This is a genomic window from Streptomyces sp. NPDC051214 (genome assembly GCF_040682375.1).
Classification (GTDB): Bacteria; Actinomycetota; Actinomycetes; order Streptomycetales; family Streptomycetaceae; genus Streptomyces.
Window position 1 is genome coordinate 589112 of sequence record NZ_JBFBAT010000002.1, and the last position, 16267, is coordinate 605378.

Genomic DNA, 16267 nt, shown 5'->3' on the forward strand with positions numbered 1-16267 from the left:
GCTCACCTCGGGCGGCCTCCCACGTTCCCCACAAACGCCGACCACGCTTCGGCGCGGATCAGTAGGGCGGGGCCTTGGGGGTCCTTGCTGTCGCGGACGGGGACGCTGCCGGTGAGGCCGTCGGCCACCTCGACGCAGTTGTCACCGTCACCGTCGCTGTACGTGCTCTTGCGCCAGCGGGCGTTGCTCAAGTCGTACTCGCGCATTGTCTGTAGTCCTCCGCCACCGAGTCGATGAGGGTCAGGGACGCCTCCGGCGACAGCGCGACGGCCCTGAGTAGATCGTAGGACGCCTGTACGCGCTTAACCACCGCTGGATCGTCGAGCAGGGTCCCTGAATACACCCCCTCTGTATAGACAGTTGGCGGTGCGTCCTCGAACTCCATGAGCTTGAACATCTTGCCCATCTTGGAGTGCGCCCCGGCGGCGAACGGGATCACCTGCACCAGCACCTTGTGCTCCCGCGCCATCGCCGCGAGCTGCTCCAGTTGCCCGACCATGGTGGCGGGGCCACCGACGGGAATGCACAGAGCGGTCTCGTGCACGATCGCCCAGTACACGGGTCTTGTGGCGTCCTTGAGGAGCGGGGCGCGGCTGATGCGCGCCCTGAGCAGCTCCTCGATGTACTCGTCGGAGGCCAACGGATTGCTCGCCACGAAGAGCGCTCGGGCGTACTCCGGTGTTTGCAGCAGCCCCGGAACCAGTGCCGGTTCGAACTCGCAGATCTTCGTCGCCAGCCGTTCCAGCTCCACCGCGTGCGCGAAGTACTCCGAATACGGCTGGTCCTTGATGAGCGTGCGCCACATCCGCTCGAAAAAGCCATCGGTTTGTAGAACTTCGTCGAGCCGCTGCGCAACATCCAACTGCGGTTTGCGGATTGCCTGTTCGAATTGGCCGATGTATCCGCCGGAGACAAAGACCTGCATCCCCAGTGCCGACTGGGTGAAACCGGAGACCTCGCGCCGTCTCTTCAGCTCCGCCCCGAAGAACTCCCAGGCCGCCTGACGTGAACCATTGGCCATGGCCAACCGCCTTTCGCTGCCTCGCAGTTGTAGGAGACAGACTCCTGACGAGTCTAGGTGGATTCCGTCACCGTAGGGATGCGAAGAGTGAGATCCGACGGCAAAGGGGAGCCACCCGATGGGTGAGAAGAAGGCGCACGCGCCGGTATGCGTCGAGGACGCGGAGGAGACCATGAAGGAATTGCGCACCGCACTCGCGCGGGCGGGAATTACTTTGCCGTCATTGCGGATCGACCCCACATCTTTGGCCCGGGAGGCGCCTTGCCCGATCATCGAATTGGGTGGATGCCGGGTCGAGACGGCGGCCCGCCTGGTCGCCGCGCTGGGGGTCGCGCCATGAACCTGTATCTCCCCGTCGGCGCGTACGCCGTGGACACCCGTACCGGGCAGGTCGGCAGGGTCATGGGGCACGAGGGGCCCTATGTCCAGCTGCGGCCCTTCGGTGGCGGGCGGGAGTGGGACTGTGCGCCGGACGCGCTGCGGACCGCCACGACGTCAGAGCGGCTGAGGGCGGCCACCGCCTATGCGAATGCCCGGAGTCGGGGGGAAGTGCCGTGACGTAGGGTGCGGCGCCATGGCCATATGGAAGTGGAGCAAGCCGAAGGTCGAGTCCAGATACCCGAGACCGCTCACCATGCACCAGCTCTGGATGGTGTCGCTGAGCGCGCCGGTCAGCCGGGACAAGGACGCGTCCCGGACCACCCTGTATCCGTTCACCCGCATCGACGACGGCAAGGCGCGGAAGTGGCTGGCCGAGCAGTGGGAGATCACCGCGCCCGAGCAGTTGCTCGGGCGCCTGAGCGGGCTTGCGAGTACCGGGTATCGCGCCATGGCGCAGAGGTCTGTCGGCGTCGCGCCGCTGGCCTGGGACATCGCGCTCTATGTGGACATCTCACGGCGCGGCTTCGCCTGCGGGATGCTGAGTGAGGCCGACACGTGGAACCGGCTCAAGAACGTCGTGCCGACGGTGGTGGGGACGTACTCCTCGTGGGAGGAGTACGCCGGTCACTACCTCCTGGGGAGGAAGGTCTGGCGGGACAGTCTGCAGGGCACGCAGGACGCGGACTTTCCCGCGCCGCAGGCCGCGTCCGACACCCACCTGCGCAACCTCCTGGACCCGGCGAACCGCTCCAGCGCGTGGAACCTCGCTCCCTGGGAAGCGATCAGCCGCCCCGACGTCAGCCGTACCAGGTGATGTTGCAGACGTAGACGCACTCGTGGCGCGGTAACTCCTCGCTCGGGTTCCAGTCCCAAGCCCAGTCGCTCACAGACCGGCCTCCGCTTCCGCGGTTTCCCGGATCTGACGGATCTCCGTGATCACGGCCGTGGGGTCCTGTTCGCCCGCGTCCACGATCCGCTCCAGCTCGCGCAGTCGAGCCGCGCGCTGCGGATGCCGTTCGATCGCGATGAACACGGCCCACGAGTGGATGAAGGCGCGTAGGGGGGCGAGGCTCTGCGTTTGCTGGGCGTTGGTGGTCGCCTCGAAAAGGTGCTGGGTGAGCGCGGGGGCCCGGCTGGGCGCGATGCGGGACACCGCGGCCCGCAGCGCGTCGGGTGTCAGCTCAGGCATCGGGATCAGCGGCCCGTACGGGCCGTCGGGCTGTGCGCTCACGGAGTCCTCCGGTGCGGGTGGGGGTGGGCGGACGGGGCTTCGTACGCTACCGGTCCACCGGGGGAGGTGGGCGGCATACGGGGCCGAGTGCAGCCCGGGGAGGGGCCGGTGCGACCCCCGCCACGGCTGTCGGTGCCGTACGCGAGAATGGGGCCATGAGTCTGTTCCGTGATGACGGCATCGTGCTGCGCACCCAGAAGCTGGGTGAGGCGGACCGCATCATCACGCTGCTCACCCGCAGTCACGGCCGGGTCCGTGCCGTCGCGCGCGGCGTGCGGCGCACGAAGTCCAAGTTCGGGGCGCGGCTCGAGCCCTTCTCCCATGTGGACGTGCAGTTCTTCGCGCGCGGCAGCGAACTCATCGGGCGCGGCCTGCCGTTGTGCACGCAGAGTGAGACCATCGCTCCGTACGGTGGTGGGATCGTCACGGATTACGCGCGCTACACCGCCGGCACGGCCATGCTGGAGACCGCCGAGCGGTTCACCGATCATGAGGGCGAGCCCGCCGTGCAGCAGTATCTGCTGCTCGTGGGCGGCCTGCGGACCCTCGCCAACGGTGAGCACGAACCGCATCTCATCCTCGACGCGTTCCTTCTGCGCTCCCTCGCCGTGAACGGGTACGCGCCCAGCTTCAGCTCCTGCGCGAAGTGCGGGATGCCGGGCCCGAACCGGTTCTTCTCCGTCGCCGCGGGCGGCTCCGTCTGCGTCGACTGCCGGGTGCCCGGCAGCGTCGTACCCTCGATGGAAGCCCTCGGCCTGCTCGGCGCGCTGCTCACGGGAGACTGGGAGACGGCGGACGCGTGCGAGGCACGGCATGTCAGGGAGGGCAGCGGGCTTGTTTCCGCCTATCTGCACTGGCACTTGGAGCGCGGGCTCCGCTCATTGCGGTACGTAGAGAAAACCACGTAAGCACGTAGCACGCAGCACGTCACGTACAGAGATCAGCTAGGTAGGAGAGAGCCCCCCATGGCACGACGCGGAATCCTCGGACGGTCCCGCCGTGAGTACAAGGTCCCCGAGCCGCACCCCTCGGGCGCCACACCGCCGAAGATCCCCGGCGAGCTGGTGCCGCAGCATGTGGCGATCGTCATGGACGGCAACGGCCGCTGGGCCAAGGAGCGGGGGCTGCCGCGCACGGAGGGGCACAAGGTCGGCGAGGGCGTCGTCCTGGACGTGCTCAAGGGCTGCCTGGAGATGGGCGTCAAGAACCTCTCGCTGTACGCCTTCTCCACCGAGAACTGGAAGCGCTCGCCCGACGAGGTCCGCTTCCTGATGAACTTCAACCGCGACGTCATCCGGCGCCGGCGGGATGAAATGAACGAGCTCGGCATCCGGATCCGCTGGGTGGGACGCATGCCCAAGATGTGGAAGTCCGTCGTCCAGGAGCTCCAGATCGCCCAGGAGCAGACCGTCGACAACGACGCGATGACCCTGTATTTCTGCGTGAACTACGGCGGTCGCGCGGAGATCGCGGACGCCGCGCAGGCCATCGCGCGCGATGTGGCGGCGGGCAAGCTCGACCCGTCGAAGGTGAACGAGAAGACCTTCGCCAAGTACATGTACTACCCGGACATGCCGGACGTGGACGTGTTCCTGCGCCCGAGCGGCGAGCAGCGCACGTCCAACTACCTCATCTGGCAGTCCAGTTACGCCGAGATGGTCTTCCAGGACGTGCTGTGGCCGGACTTCGACCGGCGCGACCTGTGGCGGGCCTGCCTGGAGTACGCCGGGCGCGACCGCCGCTTCGGCGGGGCGATCCCGAACGAGGAAGAGATCGCCAACAGCTAGGGCCGGACGTACCGCAGACGCCCTGTGGGCCCGCACCGAAGCCGGTGCGGGCCCACAGGGCGTTCAAGGCGTTCTGGCTACTTCTGCGCGCACTCCGCGCACGTGCCGAAGATCTCGACCGTGTGCGCCACGTTCACATACCCGTGCTCGGAGGCGATGGCCTCGGCCCACTTCTCGACCGCAGGGCCCTCGACCTCGACCGCCTTGCCGCACACCCGGCAGACCAGGTGATGGTGGTGGTCGCCGGTCGAGCAGCGGCGGTAGACCGACTCGCCCTCGTCCGTGCGGAGCACGTCGACCTCGCCGGCGTCGGCGAGGGACTGGAGCGTGCGGTAGACCGTGGTCAGGCCCACCGAATCGCCCTTGTGCTTGAGCATGTCGTGCAGGTCCTGCGCACTGCGGAACTCGTCCACCTCGCCCAGGGCCGCCGCCACAGCGGCGCGCTGCCGGGTGGATCGGCCTCGTACCGGGGGTCCCGCAGCCGTTGTCACAGGTGCCTCCTCAACTGAAAAACTCGCACGATCGCCCGCACATCTGTCATATCCCGTCGGGCCATTGTGCCAGCTCGCTCTCAGACGGTGACCTCGTCCGCCGGGCGCCGCGCCCCGGGGACGTCCTTGGCGACGTCCGCCGTACAGGTCGCGTCCGCGGTGGCCACGGTCCGTGCCCGGCGCCGGGCCAGCGGGGTCGCGAGCGCCGTCAGGACGACGAAGACGCCGATCGCCATGAGGACGATGGTCGCCCCGGGCGGCACGTCCTGGTAGTACGAGGTGACCGTGCCGGACAGTGTCACGGCGGTGCCGATGACCACCGACAGGATGAACGTCACCTTGAACGAGCGGGTGATCTGCTGGGCCGCGGCGACCGGCACCACCATCAGCGCGCTCACCAGGAGCAGGCCCACGACGCGCATCGCCACGGTGACCGTGACGGCCGCGGTGACCGCGATCAGCAGGTTCAGCGCCCGCACCGGAAGACCCGTGACCCGCGCGAACTCCTCGTCCTGGCTCACCGCGAACAGCTGCTTGCGCAGGCCGACGGTGACGAGGACCACAAAGGCCGCGAGCAGGCAGATCGCCGTGACGTCGGAGTCCGAGACCGTCGACAGCGAGCCGAAGAGGTACGAGGAGAGGTTCGCGTTGGAGCCGGTGTCCGAGAGGTTGATCAGCAGGACACCGCCCGCCATGCCGCCGTAGAAGAGCATCGCGAGGGCGATGTCGCCGCGCGTCTTGCCGTACGCCCTGATCAGCTCCATCGTCACCGCGCCGACGACGGCGATCAGCGTCGCCATCCAGACGGGGCTGGAGTTGAGCAGGAAGCCGAGGCCGACGCCCGTCATGGCGATGTGGCCGATGCCGTCGCCCATCAGGGCCTGGCGGCGCTGGACGAGGTAGATGCCGATGGCGGGGGCCGTGATGCCGACGAGCACGGCGGCGATCAGCGCCCGCTGCATGAATTCGGTCTGGAAGATTTCCATCATCAGGTCAGCAGTCCCGTCCGGATCGGCTCGTACTCGTCGGCCGAGTGCGGATGTACGTGGTCGTGGCCGGGCAGCGCGTGCTGTCCCGTGGCCTTGGGCGGCGGACCGTCGTGGGTCACGCAGCCGTCGCGCAGGACGATCGCGCGGTCGATCAGCGGCTCCAGGGCGCCGAGCTCGTGCAGCACGAGCAGGACCGTCGTCCCGGCCGCGACCTGCTCGCGCAGGGTCTGGGCGAGGATCTCCTGGCTCGCCAGGTCGACGCCCGCCATCGGCTCGTCCATGATCAGCAGCTCGGGCTCGGAGGCCAGCGCGCGGGCGATGAGCACGCGCTGGTGCTGGCCGCCGGAGAGGGCGCTCACGGAGTCCTTGGCGCGGTCGCCGAGGCCGACGAGCCCGATGGCCCGGTCGACCGCCGCGCGGTCCGCCTTGGTCGTCCAGCCGAGCTTCGTGAGCTTCGTGCGCGAGAGGCGGCCCGACGAGACGACCTCGCGGATCGTCGCGGGAACACCGCTCGCGGCCGTGGTGCGCTGCGGTACGTAGCCGATGCGGGCCCACTGCCTGAAGCGCTTCAGGGGGGTGCCGAAGAGGTTTATGTCGCCGCCGGTCAGGGGGACTTGGCCGATGACCGAGCGGACGGCGGTGGACTTGCCGGAGCCGTTCGCACCGAGCAGGGCGACGACCTCGCCGCGCCTGACCGTGAGGTCGATGCCGCGCAGGACCGGGCGCGCGCCGAGGGTGGCCGTGGCCGCCCGCACGGATATGACGGGCGGGGTGGTCTCTGCCGAGGCCGTGGCTTCCATGGCGTGCGCCTCCGATGCTGCCGCTAGCGGTTCTTTCACTTCGCGCCGAGTGCCTTCTCCAGGGCGCCGAGGTTCGACTCCATGACCTCGATGTAGTCATCGCCCTTGGACTTGTCCGTAATTCCCTCGAGGGGGTCCAGGACGGCCGTCTTGAGGCCCGCGTCGTTCGCGAGGGTCTTGGCGGTCCTGTCGCTGGCGAGGGTCTCGAAGAACACCGTGGAGACCTTGTCCTCCTTGGCGATGTCCTGGAGCTCCTTGATGCGGGCGGGGCTCGGGTCCGACTCGGGGTCGATGCCGGAGATGCCCTCCTGGTCCAGGCCGTAGCGCTCGGCGAGGTAGCCGAAGGCGGAGTGCGTGGTGATGAACGTCGTGGACTTGGTGTTCATCAGGCCGCTCTCGAACTGCGCGTTCAGGCCGTTCAACCTCTCGACCAGGGCCTTCGTGTTCTTCTTGTACGCCGCCGCGTGGTCCGGGTCGGCCTTCTCCAGCGCCTTGCCGACACCCTGGGCGACCTCGGCGTACTTCACCGGGTCGAGCCAGACGTGCGGGTCGGCGCCGGCTTCGCCCTCTTCGTCGTGGCCGTGCTCTTCCTCGGCGTGCTCTTCGCCCTCGTGGCCGTGGTCGTGACCGACGCCCGTGCCGTGCTTCTCCAGCTTGGTGAGGGTCGCGGCGTCCACGGTGTTCTCCACGCCGGACTGGCCGATGGCGTCGTCGACGGCGGGCTGGATGCCCTTGAGGTAGAGGATGACGTCCGATTCACCGAGGGTGGCGGTCTGCCTCGGGCTGAGCTCCAGGTCGTGCGGCTCGACACCCGGCTTGGTCAGGGTGTCCACGGAGACGTGATCGCCGCCGATCTCCTGGGCGAGGTACTGCATGGGGTAGAACGACGCCGTCACGCTCAGCTTGCCGTCGCCGTTCTTGTCCGCGGCGCTGGAGGAGGAGCAGGCGGTCAGGGCCGTGAGGCCGAGCACCGTGGCGGACGCGAGGGCGGCGGTGGGTATCAGGCGACGTACGTTCATGACACTCATTTTCAACAAATCTGGAAACGATTGTCAACTAGCGCTCGTCGCGGGGTCCGGCCGGAGGCCGTCGGGGACTCTCATCCGGAACCGATTTGATTAGGGGGGTAAGGCCGCCGGTAACCTGAGTCATTCGCTTCGCCCACCGTCGTAATGAAGAGAGCACCGTGGCCGCCGACAAGATCGACAGCATCGTCAGCCTGAGCAAGCGCCGTGGCTTTGTTTACCCGTGCAGTGAGATCTACGGCGGCCAGCGTGCCGCCTGGGATTACGGGCCGCTCGGCGTCGAGCTCAAGGAGAACCTCAAGCGTCAGTGGTGGCGCTACATGGTCACTTCGCGCGAGGACGTAGTCGGCATCGACTCGTCGGTGATCCTGGCCACGGAGGTCTGGCAGGCCTCGGGTCACGTCGCGACGTTCTCCGACCCGCTGACCGAGTGCCTGTCCTGCCACAAGCGTCACCGCGCCGACCACCTTGAAGAGGCGTTCGAGGCCAAGCACGGCCGTCCGCCCGAGAGCCTGGCCGAGGTCAACTGCCCGCACTGTGGCACCAAGGGCCAGTTCACCGAGCCCAAGCAGTTCTCCGGCATGCTCTCCACGCACCTCGGCCCGACGCAGGACAGCGGCTCCGTCGCCTACCTGCGTCCCGAGACCGCGCAGGGCATTTTCACCAACTTCGGCCAGGTCCAGCAGACTTCGCGCAAGAAGCCGCCGTTCGGCATCGCGCAGATGGGCAAGTCCTTCCGCAACGAGATCACGCCCGGCAACTTCATCTTCCGGACCCGCGAGTTCGAGCAGATGGAGATGGAGTTCTTCGTCAAGCCGGGCGAGGACGAGAAGTGGCAGGAGTACTGGATGGAGCAGCGCTGGAACTGGTACACCGGCCTGGGCCTGCGCGAGGAGAACATGCGCTGGTTCGAGCACCCGAAGGAGAAGCTCTCCCACTACTCCAAGCGCACCGCTGACATCGAGTACCGCTTCCAGTTCGGCGGCAGCGAGTGGGGCGAGCTCGAGGGCGTCGCCAACCGCACGGACTACGACCTCTCCGCGCACTCCAAGGCGTCGGGCCAGGACCTGTCCTACTTCGACCAGGAGGCCGGCGAGCGCTGGACTCCGTACGTCATCGAGCCCGCGGCGGGCGTCGGCCGCACCATGCTGGCCTTCCTCCTCGACTCCTACATCGAGGACGAGGCCCCGAACGCCAAGGGCAAGTTGGAGAAGCGGACGGTCATGCGCTTCGACCACCGCATCGCCCCGGTGAAGGTCGCGGTGCTCCCGCTTTCCCGCAACCCGGAGCTGTCGCCGAAGGCCAAGGGCCTGGCGACCGCCCTCCGGCAGAACTGGAACATCGAGTTCGACGACGCGGGCGCCATCGGCCGCCGCTACCGCCGCCAGGACGAGATCGGCACGCCGTACTGCGTGACGGTCGACTTCGACACCCTGGACGACAACGCGGTCACGGTCCGCGAGCGTGACTCGATGAAGCAGGAGCGCGTCTCCCTCGACCAGATCGAGGGCTACCTCGCCTCGCGCCTGGTGGGCTGCTGACGCTGGCCCCCTCGGCCGTCGGCTGAGTGAAGGTTGAAGGAAGGCCCCGGTTCCGCATACGGAACCGGGGCCTTCTGCTGCACACTGTTCGCCATGCCTTCGATGACCACGAGCAAGGTCAGCAGATGGGACCAGCACGGGCGCGCGCATGTGGTGCACGTGCGAAAGGCGGGTGTGCAGCGGCAGTTGAGCTGTGACACGTGCGCCTGGAAGAAGCGGGTGCAGTTCCTGCCGTGGCTGAAGGCGGAGGAACACCTCGCGGAGGAGCACCAGGCGACGGTGGACCCTTCGGTGCCGTGACCTTCGGATTCTCGACCAGCGGTGGTCAGCTGAAGCGCCGCACGAACGTCCGCTGCCACGGTGTCTCCACCGCTCGTGGCGCGTAGTGCTCCCGTACGTAGGCGACCGCCTCGCCGCCCGGCACTCCGTCCAGGACCGCCAGGCACGCCAACGCCGTTCCCGTACGCCCCTGTCCGCCGCCGCACGCGACCTCGACCCGCTCGGTCTCCGACCGCTGCAGGGCCTCGCGCAGGGCGGCGGCAGTCGCCGCGCGGTCGGTGGGCAGGCGGAAGTCGGGCCAGCGCAGCCAGCGGGACTCCCAGGGGACGGCGGGCGGCTCCTTGCCAAGGAGATACAGCGCGAAGTCGGGCGTCGGGCCGTCCGGCAGCGGATGGCGCAGGCCGCGGCCGCGGACGAGCCGTCCCGAGGGGAGTCGCAGTACGCCCGGTGCCGTGGGGTCCCAAGTAGCGGTCACGGCGTGAGCGTAGTGCGGGAGTCGGTGCCGGTGCCCGGCTTTTGGGGTGCGGCCTCCAGGCGTTCGGCGGTGCGCCGGGCGGTCTCCCTCGCCCAGGGGCCGCTGGTCAGGGCGCCGAGGAGGAGGACCGCGAGGCCGCAGCCCGCGATGATCCACCAGGCGGGGCGGCTGGCCTCCGTGAAGGTGGCGGCGTACGACGAGGAGCCCACCCCGGAGGCGAGGACCGCGCCGATGACGGCGACGCCGAGGGTCTGGCCGATCTGGCGGCTGGTGGAGGCGACGGCGGCGGCGACGCCGGCCTGGGAGCGGGGCATCCCGGAGACGGCGGTGTTGGTGATGGGGGCGTTCACGAAGCCGAAGCCGAGGCCGAAGAGCACGTAGCCGAGGAAGAGCGTCGCGTTCGTGGTCTCCGCGTCGAAGGCGGCGAACAGGACGCCGGACGACGTCATCGCGACACCGGCGACCAGGAGCGGGAGGCGCGGGCCCCGGCTGCCGACCAGGCGGCCCGAGAGCGGGGCGCAGACGAAGGTCATCGCGGCCATCGGCAGCATCCACACGCCCGCGTGCAGGGCGTTCAGGCCGCGTACGTTCTGGAGGTAGAGCGTGGAGAGGAAGAGGAAGCCGCCGAGCGCCGCGAAGGCGCTGACCGCGATGACGGTGGCCCCGCTGAACGGGGCGGAGCCGAAGAAGCGGAGGTCGATGAGGGGGTCGGCGCGGCGGGGCTCGTAGGCGAGCAGGCCGACGAGGGCGAGGAGCGCGGCGCCCGCGAAGGCGATGATCAGCGGCGAGGTCCAGCCTGCCGTCGGCGCCTCGATGATCGCGTACGTCAGGGCGCCGAGCAGCACCATGACCAGGAGCTGGCCCACGGGGTCGGGGCGGCGCGGCCTGGGGGCGCGGGACTCGGGGACGTAGCGGATGGTGAGGAGGAGGGCCGCGAGGCCGACCGGCAGGTTGATCCAGAAGATGGAGCGCCAGCCGACGGAGTCCACCAGGAGGCCGCCCACGAGCGGGCCCGCCGCCATGGAGATGCCGACGACGCCGCCCCAGACGCCGATGGCGCGGGCGCGTTCGCGTGGCTCGGTGAAGGTGTTGGTGATGATCGACATCGCGACCGGGTTGAGCATGGACCCGCCGACCGCCTGGGCCATCCGGAAGGCGACCAGGGACTCCAGGTTGGGCGCGAGGGAGCAGGCGACGGAGGCGACCGTGAAGATCACGAGCCCCACCTTGAAGATCTTCTGCCGCCCCACGCGGTCCGCCGTCGACCCCGCGAGCATGAGGAGCGCGGCGAGGACGAGGGTGTAGGCGTCGATGGTCCACTGCATGCCGGAGATGCTGGTCCCGAACTCCCGCGCCATCGAGGGCAGCGCGACGTTCAGAACGGTGTTGTCGAGACTGACGATGAGCAGACTCATACAACAAATCCCGAGAACAACCATGCGCCGACGGTGCGTGAGCTCTTGCTGGGGCATGAGTTCGACGGTATCCCGGGGGGATGGGCGGCGCGCTCGCCAGGGCCGCCGGGGGCGCCCCGTAAGGGGCGCGAGGAACGGCGCGAGCAACCACGACGGGCCCGCACCAGGAATGCGGCCGGCCGGAGGCGCCCTGCAGGGGCGCGGGGAACTGCGCGAGCAAGCACAGCGGACCCGCACCGGGACGGCGGCCCGCGCCCTGCAGGGCCCCGGGGCCAGAGAGACGCACCGCCCGGCAAAGGCGGGCGCAAGGGCACGCCCGCGGATGGGGGACAATAGGAGGTCTGCCCTCGCCATAGAACCGCTCGCACCGGAGGATCCCCGCGCCATGGAGCCCCAGCTTCAGATCGGCCCGCACGCCGTGCGGCCGCCCGTCGTGCTCGCCCCCATGGCGGGCATCACGAACGCGCCGTTCAGGACGCTGTGCCGGGAGTTCAGCGGCGGCAAGGGCCTCTTCGTCAGCGAGATGATCACCACTCGGGCGCTGGTCGAGCGCAACGAGAAGACCATGCAGCTGATCCACTTCGACGAGACCGAGAAGCCCCGGTCCATCCAGCTGTACGGCGTCGACCCGGCGACGGTCGGCAAGGCGGTCCGCATGATCGCCGAGGAGAACCTCGCCGATCACATCGACCTGAACTTCGGCTGCCCCGTCCCCAAGGTCACCCGCAAGGGCGGCGGCTCCGCGCTCCCGTACAAGAGGCCGCTCCTTCGCGCGATCCTCCGCGAGGCGGTCGCGGGGGCAGGTGACCTGCCCGTCACGATGAAGATGCGCAAGGGCATCAACGACGAGCACATCACCTTCCTGGACGCGGGCCGCATCGCCGTCGAGGAGGGCGTCACGGCGATCGCCCTGCACGGCCGCACCGCCGCCCAGCACTACGGCGGCACCGCCGACTGGGACGCCATCGCCCGCCTCAAGGAGCACGTCCCCGAGATCCCGGTGCTCGGTAACGGCGACATCTGGTCCGCCGACGACGCGGTGCGGATGATGAAGGAGACCGGCTGCGACGGAGTCGTCGTGGGCCGCGGCTGCCTCGGCCGCCCCTGGCTCTTCGCCGACCTGGTCGCCGCCTTCGAGGGCACGGGCGCGCCCAAGGCTCCTGACCTGCGCGAAGTCTCCAAGGTCATGCTGCGGCACGCGACCCTGCTCGGCGAGTGGATCGGCGACGAGGCGCGCGGTGTCATCGACTTCCGCAAGCACGTGGCCTGGTACCTGAAGGGCTTCGCGGTCGGCTCGGAGATGCGCAAGCGTCTCGCGATCACCTCGTCCCTCGCCGAACTGGAGGACGGGCTCGGCGAGCTGGACCTCGACCAGGCCTGGCCGACGGGCGCGGACGGCCCGCGCGGCCGCACGTCGGGCAACAACCGCGTCGTCCTGCCGGACGGCTGGCTGAAGGACCCCTACGACTGCGCGGGCATCAGCGAGGACGCGGAACTGGACACGTCGGGCGGCTGAACCGCCGCACGTGCGGGATTTGGCCTGAACACCTTTCGTGGCCAGGGTGCCGCTGCCACCCCAGCGCTGCACCCTGCCCTGCTCGGCGCGTACGCGGCCTCTGACCGGCGCGCCAATCGTCTCGTCACGCGTCCGGATACTGACATCGGGCCGCCTCAAACGGCGTGATTCTCGCCACCCCTGATAGGTCTTGCGCTCAGATGAGCGGTTTCAGGGTGACTGCACTTCTCCAAGGGGTGGCACTCAGTGCCACTGCTCGATCATTCATGAGATGAACTCACATCTGAGAATAAGCCGCTCACATGAGCGAAACCCGGGGTCTACGGGGGTTGCGTCTTCAAGAGTTGAACGAATGATCGTCCGTCCAGCTACCGCTGAGTCACTTTCGATCTACTGGCGGACGGGTGGTTACGGCCGCATGACGCACAAGTGGACGTACCCATGCGCCTTCGATCTGGGTATGTTCCTCGCCGTCAGGGCAGCCACCGAGTCCTCGAGGAGTCGAGACCCGTGTCGGAAAACAAAGATCCCCACGTAGCGCAGAACGACGCGAACGACGCGAGCGACGCGAGCGATGCGGCGGTGAAGTTCGTTTACGACTTCACCGAGGGCAACAGGAACCTCAAGGACCTTCTCGGCGGGAAGGGCGCGAACCTCGCCGAGATGACCAACCTCGGGCTGCCCGTCCCTCCGGGCTTCACGATCACCACTGAGGCCTGCAAGACCTACCTCGCCAGCGGCGAGGAGCCGGCCGAGCTGCGCGACGAGGTGAGCGCGCACCTCGACGCCCTCGAGAAGACGATGGGCAAGAAGCTCGGTCAGGCCAACGACCCGCTGCTCGTCTCGGTCCGCTCGGGCGCCAAGTTCTCGATGCCCGGGATGATGGACACCGTCCTGAACATCGGGCTCTCCGACAAGTCGGTGACCGGTCTCGCCAAGCAGTCCGGCGACGACCGCTTCGCGTGGGACTCCTACCGCCGCCTCATCCAGATGTTCGGCAAGACCGTCATGGACGTGGACGGCGAGCTCTTCGAGGACGCCCTGGAGGCCGCCAAGGCCGCCAAGAAGGTCACGGTCGACACCGACCTGGAGGCCGCGGACCTGAAGAAGCTGGTCACGAAGTTCAAGAAGATCGTCAAGACCGAGGCCGGGCGCGACTTCCCGCAGGACCCGCGCGAGCAGATGGACCTCGCCATCCGCTCGGTCTTCGAGTCGTGGAACACCGACCGCGCCAAGCTCTACCGCCGCCAGGAGCGCATCCCCGGCGACCTGGGCACCGCGGTCAACATCTGCTCGATGGTCTTCGGCAACCTCGGCCCGGACTCCGGCACGGGCGTCGCGTTCACCCGCGACCCGGCCAGCGGCCACCAGGGCGTGTACGGCGACTACCTGCAGAACGCGCAGGGCGAGGACGTGGTGGCGGGCATCCGCAACACCGTCCCGCTCGCGGAGCTCGAGCAGATCGACAAGAAGTCGTACGACCAGCTCATGCAGATCATGGAGACCCTTGAGACGCACTACAAGGACCTCTGCGACATCGAGTTCACCATCGAGCGCGGCCAGCTGTGGATGCTGCAGACCCGCGTCGGCAAGCGCACCGCGGGTGCCGCCTTCCGCATCGCGACGCAGCTCGTCGACCAGGGCCTGATCGACGAGGCCGAGGCGCTGCAGCGCGTCAACGGCGCCCAGCTCGCCCAGCTGATGTTCCCGCGCTTCGACGACACCGCGAAGGTCGAGCAGCTCGGCCGGGGCATCGCCGCGTCACCCGGTGCCGCGGTCGGCAAGGCGGTCTTCGACTCGTACACGGCCATCAAGTGGTCGCGTTCGGGCGAGAAGGTCATCCTCATCCGCCGTGAGACCAACCCGGACGACCTCGACGGCATGATCGCGGCCGAGGGCATCCTCACCTCCCGCGGCGGCAAGACCTCGCACGCGGCCGTCGTCGCCCGCGGCATGGGCAAGACCTGTGTCTGCGGCGCCGAGGAGATCGAGGTCGACACCAAGCGGCGCCGCCTGACGGCCCCCGGCGGTGTGGTCGTCGAAGAGGGCGACGTCGTCTCGATCGACGGCTCGACCGGCAAGGTCTACGCCGGTGAGGTGCCCGTCGTGCCGTCGCCGGTCGTCGAGTACTTCGAGGGCCGCATGCACGCCGGTGCCGACGACGCGGACGAGCTGGTCGGCGCCGTGCACCGCATCATGGCGTACGCGGACCGAGTACGCCGCCTCCGCGTCCGGGCCAACGCCGACAACGCGGAAGACGCGCTGCGTGCCCGCCGCTTCGGCGCCCAGGGCATCGGCCTGTGCCGCACCGAGCACATGTTCCTCGGCGAGCGCCGCGAGATGGTCGAGCGGCTGATCCTCGCTGACGCGGACGGCGAGCGCGAGGAAGCCCTCAAGGAGCTCCTGCCGCTCCAGAAGCGCGACTTCGTGGAGCTCTTCGAGGCGATGGACGGCCTTCCGGTCACCGTCCGCCTCCTGGACCCGCCGCTGCACGAGTTCCTGCCGGACATCACCGAGCTGTCCGTCCGCGTCGCCCTCGCCGAGTCCCGCAAGGACTCCAACGAGAACGACCTGCGCCTCCTCCAGGCCGTGCACCGCCTGCACGAGCAGAACCCGATGCTGGGCCTGCGCGGCGTACGCCTGGGTCTCGTGATCCCCGGCCTGTTCACCATGCAGGTACGGGCCATCGCCGAGGCCGCGGCCGAGCGCAAGAACGCCAAGGGCGACCCGCGCGCGGAGATCATGATTCCGCTCGTCGGCACCGTCCAGGAGCTGGAGATCGTCCGCGAGGAGGCCGAGCAGGTCATCGCGGAGGTCGAGGCGACGACCGGCGTGGCCCTGAAGCTGGCGCTCGGCACGATGATCGAGCTGCCGCGTGCCGCGCTCACGGCGGACCAGATCGCGGAGGCCGCCGAGTTCTTCTCCTTCGGCACGAACGACCTCACGCAGACGGTCTGGGGCTTCTCGCGCGACGACGTGGAGGCGAGCTTCTTCACGGCGTACCTGGAGAAGGGCATCTTCGGGGTCTCGCCCTTCGAGACCATCGACAAGGACGGCGTGGGCAAGCTGGTGCGGGACGCCGTGGCCGCGGGCCGCGCCACCCGCCCGGACCTGAAGCTCGGCGTCTGCGGCGAGCACGGCGGCGACCCGGAGTCCGTCCACTTCTTCCACGAGGTGGGCCTGGACTACGTCTCCTGCTCCCCGTTCCGTATCCCGGTGGCCCGCCTGGAGGCAGGCCGCGCCGCCTCCGAGTCGGCGGGCAGCGACCACCGGTAGTCCTGACGGGCCACCGGTAGAACTCCGGGACCGACGCCGT

18 protein-coding genes are annotated in these 16267 nt (G+C 68.9%); 9 read left to right on the forward strand and 9 right to left on the reverse strand.

Features of this window, described 5'->3' with window-relative positions; translation table 11 throughout:
- Window positions 1-2: 2 nt before the first annotated feature.
- Entirely contained in the window at window positions 3-206 is a 204-nt protein-coding gene (locus tag AB0M70_RS07005; RefSeq protein WP_365817148.1) for a DUF397 domain-containing protein, read from the reverse strand.
- A complete protein-coding gene (locus AB0M70_RS07010; RefSeq protein ID WP_365817150.1) occupies window positions 188-1021 on the reverse strand; it encodes a helix-turn-helix transcriptional regulator in 834 nt (277 codons plus the stop codon). Before AB0M70_RS07010 ends, AB0M70_RS07005 begins: the two co-directional genes overlap by 19 nt.
- A 118-nt stretch (window positions 1022-1139) precedes the next feature.
- Between AB0M70_RS07010 and AB0M70_RS07015 the strand changes: the two genes are divergently transcribed.
- Genes AB0M70_RS07015 through AB0M70_RS07025 form a run of 3 tightly spaced genes read left to right on the forward strand, consistent with a single transcriptional unit; the run spans window position 1140 to window position 2216 of the window.
- The gene (locus AB0M70_RS07015; protein WP_365817152.1) at window positions 1140-1361 is read left to right on the forward strand and encodes a hypothetical protein; all 222 of its coding nucleotides are present in this window, start codon (window positions 1140-1142) and stop codon (window positions 1359-1361) included.
- Window positions 1358-1579 carry a hypothetical protein gene (locus AB0M70_RS07020; RefSeq protein ID WP_365817154.1) on the forward strand — a complete coding sequence of 74 codons (222 nt, stop codon included), beginning with the start codon at window positions 1358-1360 and terminating at the stop codon, window positions 1577-1579. Before AB0M70_RS07015 ends, AB0M70_RS07020 begins: the two co-directional genes overlap by 4 nt.
- A gap of 16 nt (window positions 1580-1595) precedes the next feature.
- Complete coding sequence (locus AB0M70_RS07025; RefSeq protein WP_365817156.1) at window positions 1596-2216, forward strand: DUF1266 domain-containing protein; 621 nt, start codon at window positions 1596-1598, stop codon at window positions 2214-2216.
- Between the two features lie 69 nt (window positions 2217-2285).
- On the opposite strand, the gene AB0M70_RS07030 is transcribed toward AB0M70_RS07025, so the two are convergent.
- Window positions 2286-2633 carry a DUF6247 family protein gene (locus tag AB0M70_RS07030; RefSeq protein WP_365817158.1) on the reverse strand — a complete coding sequence of 116 codons (348 nt, stop codon included), beginning with the start codon at window positions 2631-2633 and terminating at the stop codon, window positions 2286-2288.
- Window positions 2634-2788: 155 nt separating this feature from the next.
- On the opposite strand from AB0M70_RS07030, the gene recO reads away from it, so the two are divergent.
- Window positions 2789-3541 carry a DNA repair protein RecO gene (recO, locus tag AB0M70_RS07035; protein ID WP_365817160.1) on the forward strand — a complete coding sequence of 251 codons (753 nt, stop codon included), beginning with the start codon at window positions 2789-2791 and terminating at the stop codon, window positions 3539-3541.
- A 57-nt stretch (window positions 3542-3598) separates the two neighbouring features.
- Window positions 3599-4420, forward strand: coding sequence for an isoprenyl transferase (locus AB0M70_RS07040; protein ID WP_365817162.1), 822 nt, complete (start codon window positions 3599-3601; stop codon window positions 4418-4420).
- A 77-nt stretch (window positions 4421-4497) separates the two neighbouring features.
- On the opposite strand, the gene AB0M70_RS07045 is transcribed toward AB0M70_RS07040, so the two are convergent.
- The 4 genes from AB0M70_RS07045 to AB0M70_RS07060 all read right to left on the reverse strand — a co-directional run bounded on the left by AB0M70_RS07045 (window position 4498) and on the right by AB0M70_RS07060 (window position 7719).
- Window positions 4498-4911: a transcriptional repressor gene (locus AB0M70_RS07045; RefSeq protein ID WP_190081029.1), complete on the reverse strand. Its 414-nt coding sequence runs from the start codon at window positions 4909-4911 to the stop codon at window positions 4498-4500.
- Between the two features lie 80 nt (window positions 4912-4991).
- Window positions 4992-5900: a metal ABC transporter permease gene (locus AB0M70_RS07050; RefSeq protein ID WP_365817164.1), complete on the reverse strand. Its 909-nt coding sequence runs from the start codon at window positions 5898-5900 to the stop codon at window positions 4992-4994.
- Window positions 5900-6700, reverse strand: a complete 801-nt coding sequence (locus tag AB0M70_RS07055) for a metal ABC transporter ATP-binding protein (protein WP_365817166.1) — start codon at window positions 6698-6700, stop codon at window positions 5900-5902. The genes AB0M70_RS07050 and AB0M70_RS07055 overlap by 1 nt, the downstream gene beginning before the upstream one ends.
- 35 nt (window positions 6701-6735) lie before the next feature.
- The gene (locus tag AB0M70_RS07060; RefSeq protein ID WP_365817169.1) at window positions 6736-7719 is read right to left on the reverse strand and encodes a metal ABC transporter substrate-binding protein; all 984 of its coding nucleotides are present in this window, start codon (window positions 7717-7719) and stop codon (window positions 6736-6738) included.
- Between the two features lie 167 nt (window positions 7720-7886).
- On the opposite strand from AB0M70_RS07060, the gene AB0M70_RS07065 reads away from it, so the two are divergent.
- Window positions 7887-9266 (forward strand): glycine--tRNA ligase, encoded by a 1380-nt coding sequence (locus AB0M70_RS07065; protein WP_363208595.1) that lies wholly within the window; start codon window positions 7887-7889, stop codon window positions 9264-9266.
- Between the two features lie 93 nt (window positions 9267-9359).
- A complete protein-coding gene (locus AB0M70_RS07070; RefSeq protein WP_363208594.1) occupies window positions 9360-9566 on the forward strand; it encodes a hypothetical protein in 207 nt (68 codons plus the stop codon).
- A 25-nt stretch (window positions 9567-9591) separates the two neighbouring features.
- Here AB0M70_RS07070 and AB0M70_RS07075 read toward each other — a convergent pair whose 3' ends face one another.
- Window positions 9592-10020, reverse strand: a complete 429-nt coding sequence (locus tag AB0M70_RS07075) for a protein-tyrosine phosphatase family protein (RefSeq protein ID WP_365817172.1) — start codon at window positions 10018-10020, stop codon at window positions 9592-9594.
- Window positions 10017-11492 carry an MFS transporter gene (locus AB0M70_RS07080; RefSeq protein WP_365817175.1) on the reverse strand — a complete coding sequence of 492 codons (1476 nt, stop codon included), beginning with the start codon at window positions 11490-11492 and terminating at the stop codon, window positions 10017-10019. Before AB0M70_RS07080 ends, AB0M70_RS07075 begins: the two co-directional genes overlap by 4 nt.
- Window positions 11493-11820: 328 nt before the next feature.
- Here AB0M70_RS07080 and dusB point away from each other — a divergent pair, with 328 nt between their 5' ends.
- Both dusB and ppdK read left to right on the forward strand, forming a co-directional pair.
- Window positions 11821-12951, forward strand: a complete 1131-nt coding sequence (gene dusB, locus AB0M70_RS07085; protein WP_363208591.1) for a tRNA dihydrouridine synthase DusB — start codon at window positions 11821-11823, stop codon at window positions 12949-12951.
- A 582-nt stretch (window positions 12952-13533) separates the two neighbouring features.
- On the forward strand, window positions 13534-16227 hold the full coding sequence (gene ppdK, locus AB0M70_RS07090) for a pyruvate, phosphate dikinase (RefSeq protein WP_365817601.1): 2694 nt from the start codon (window positions 13534-13536) through the stop codon (window positions 16225-16227).
- Window positions 16228-16267: the final 40 nt, after the last annotated feature.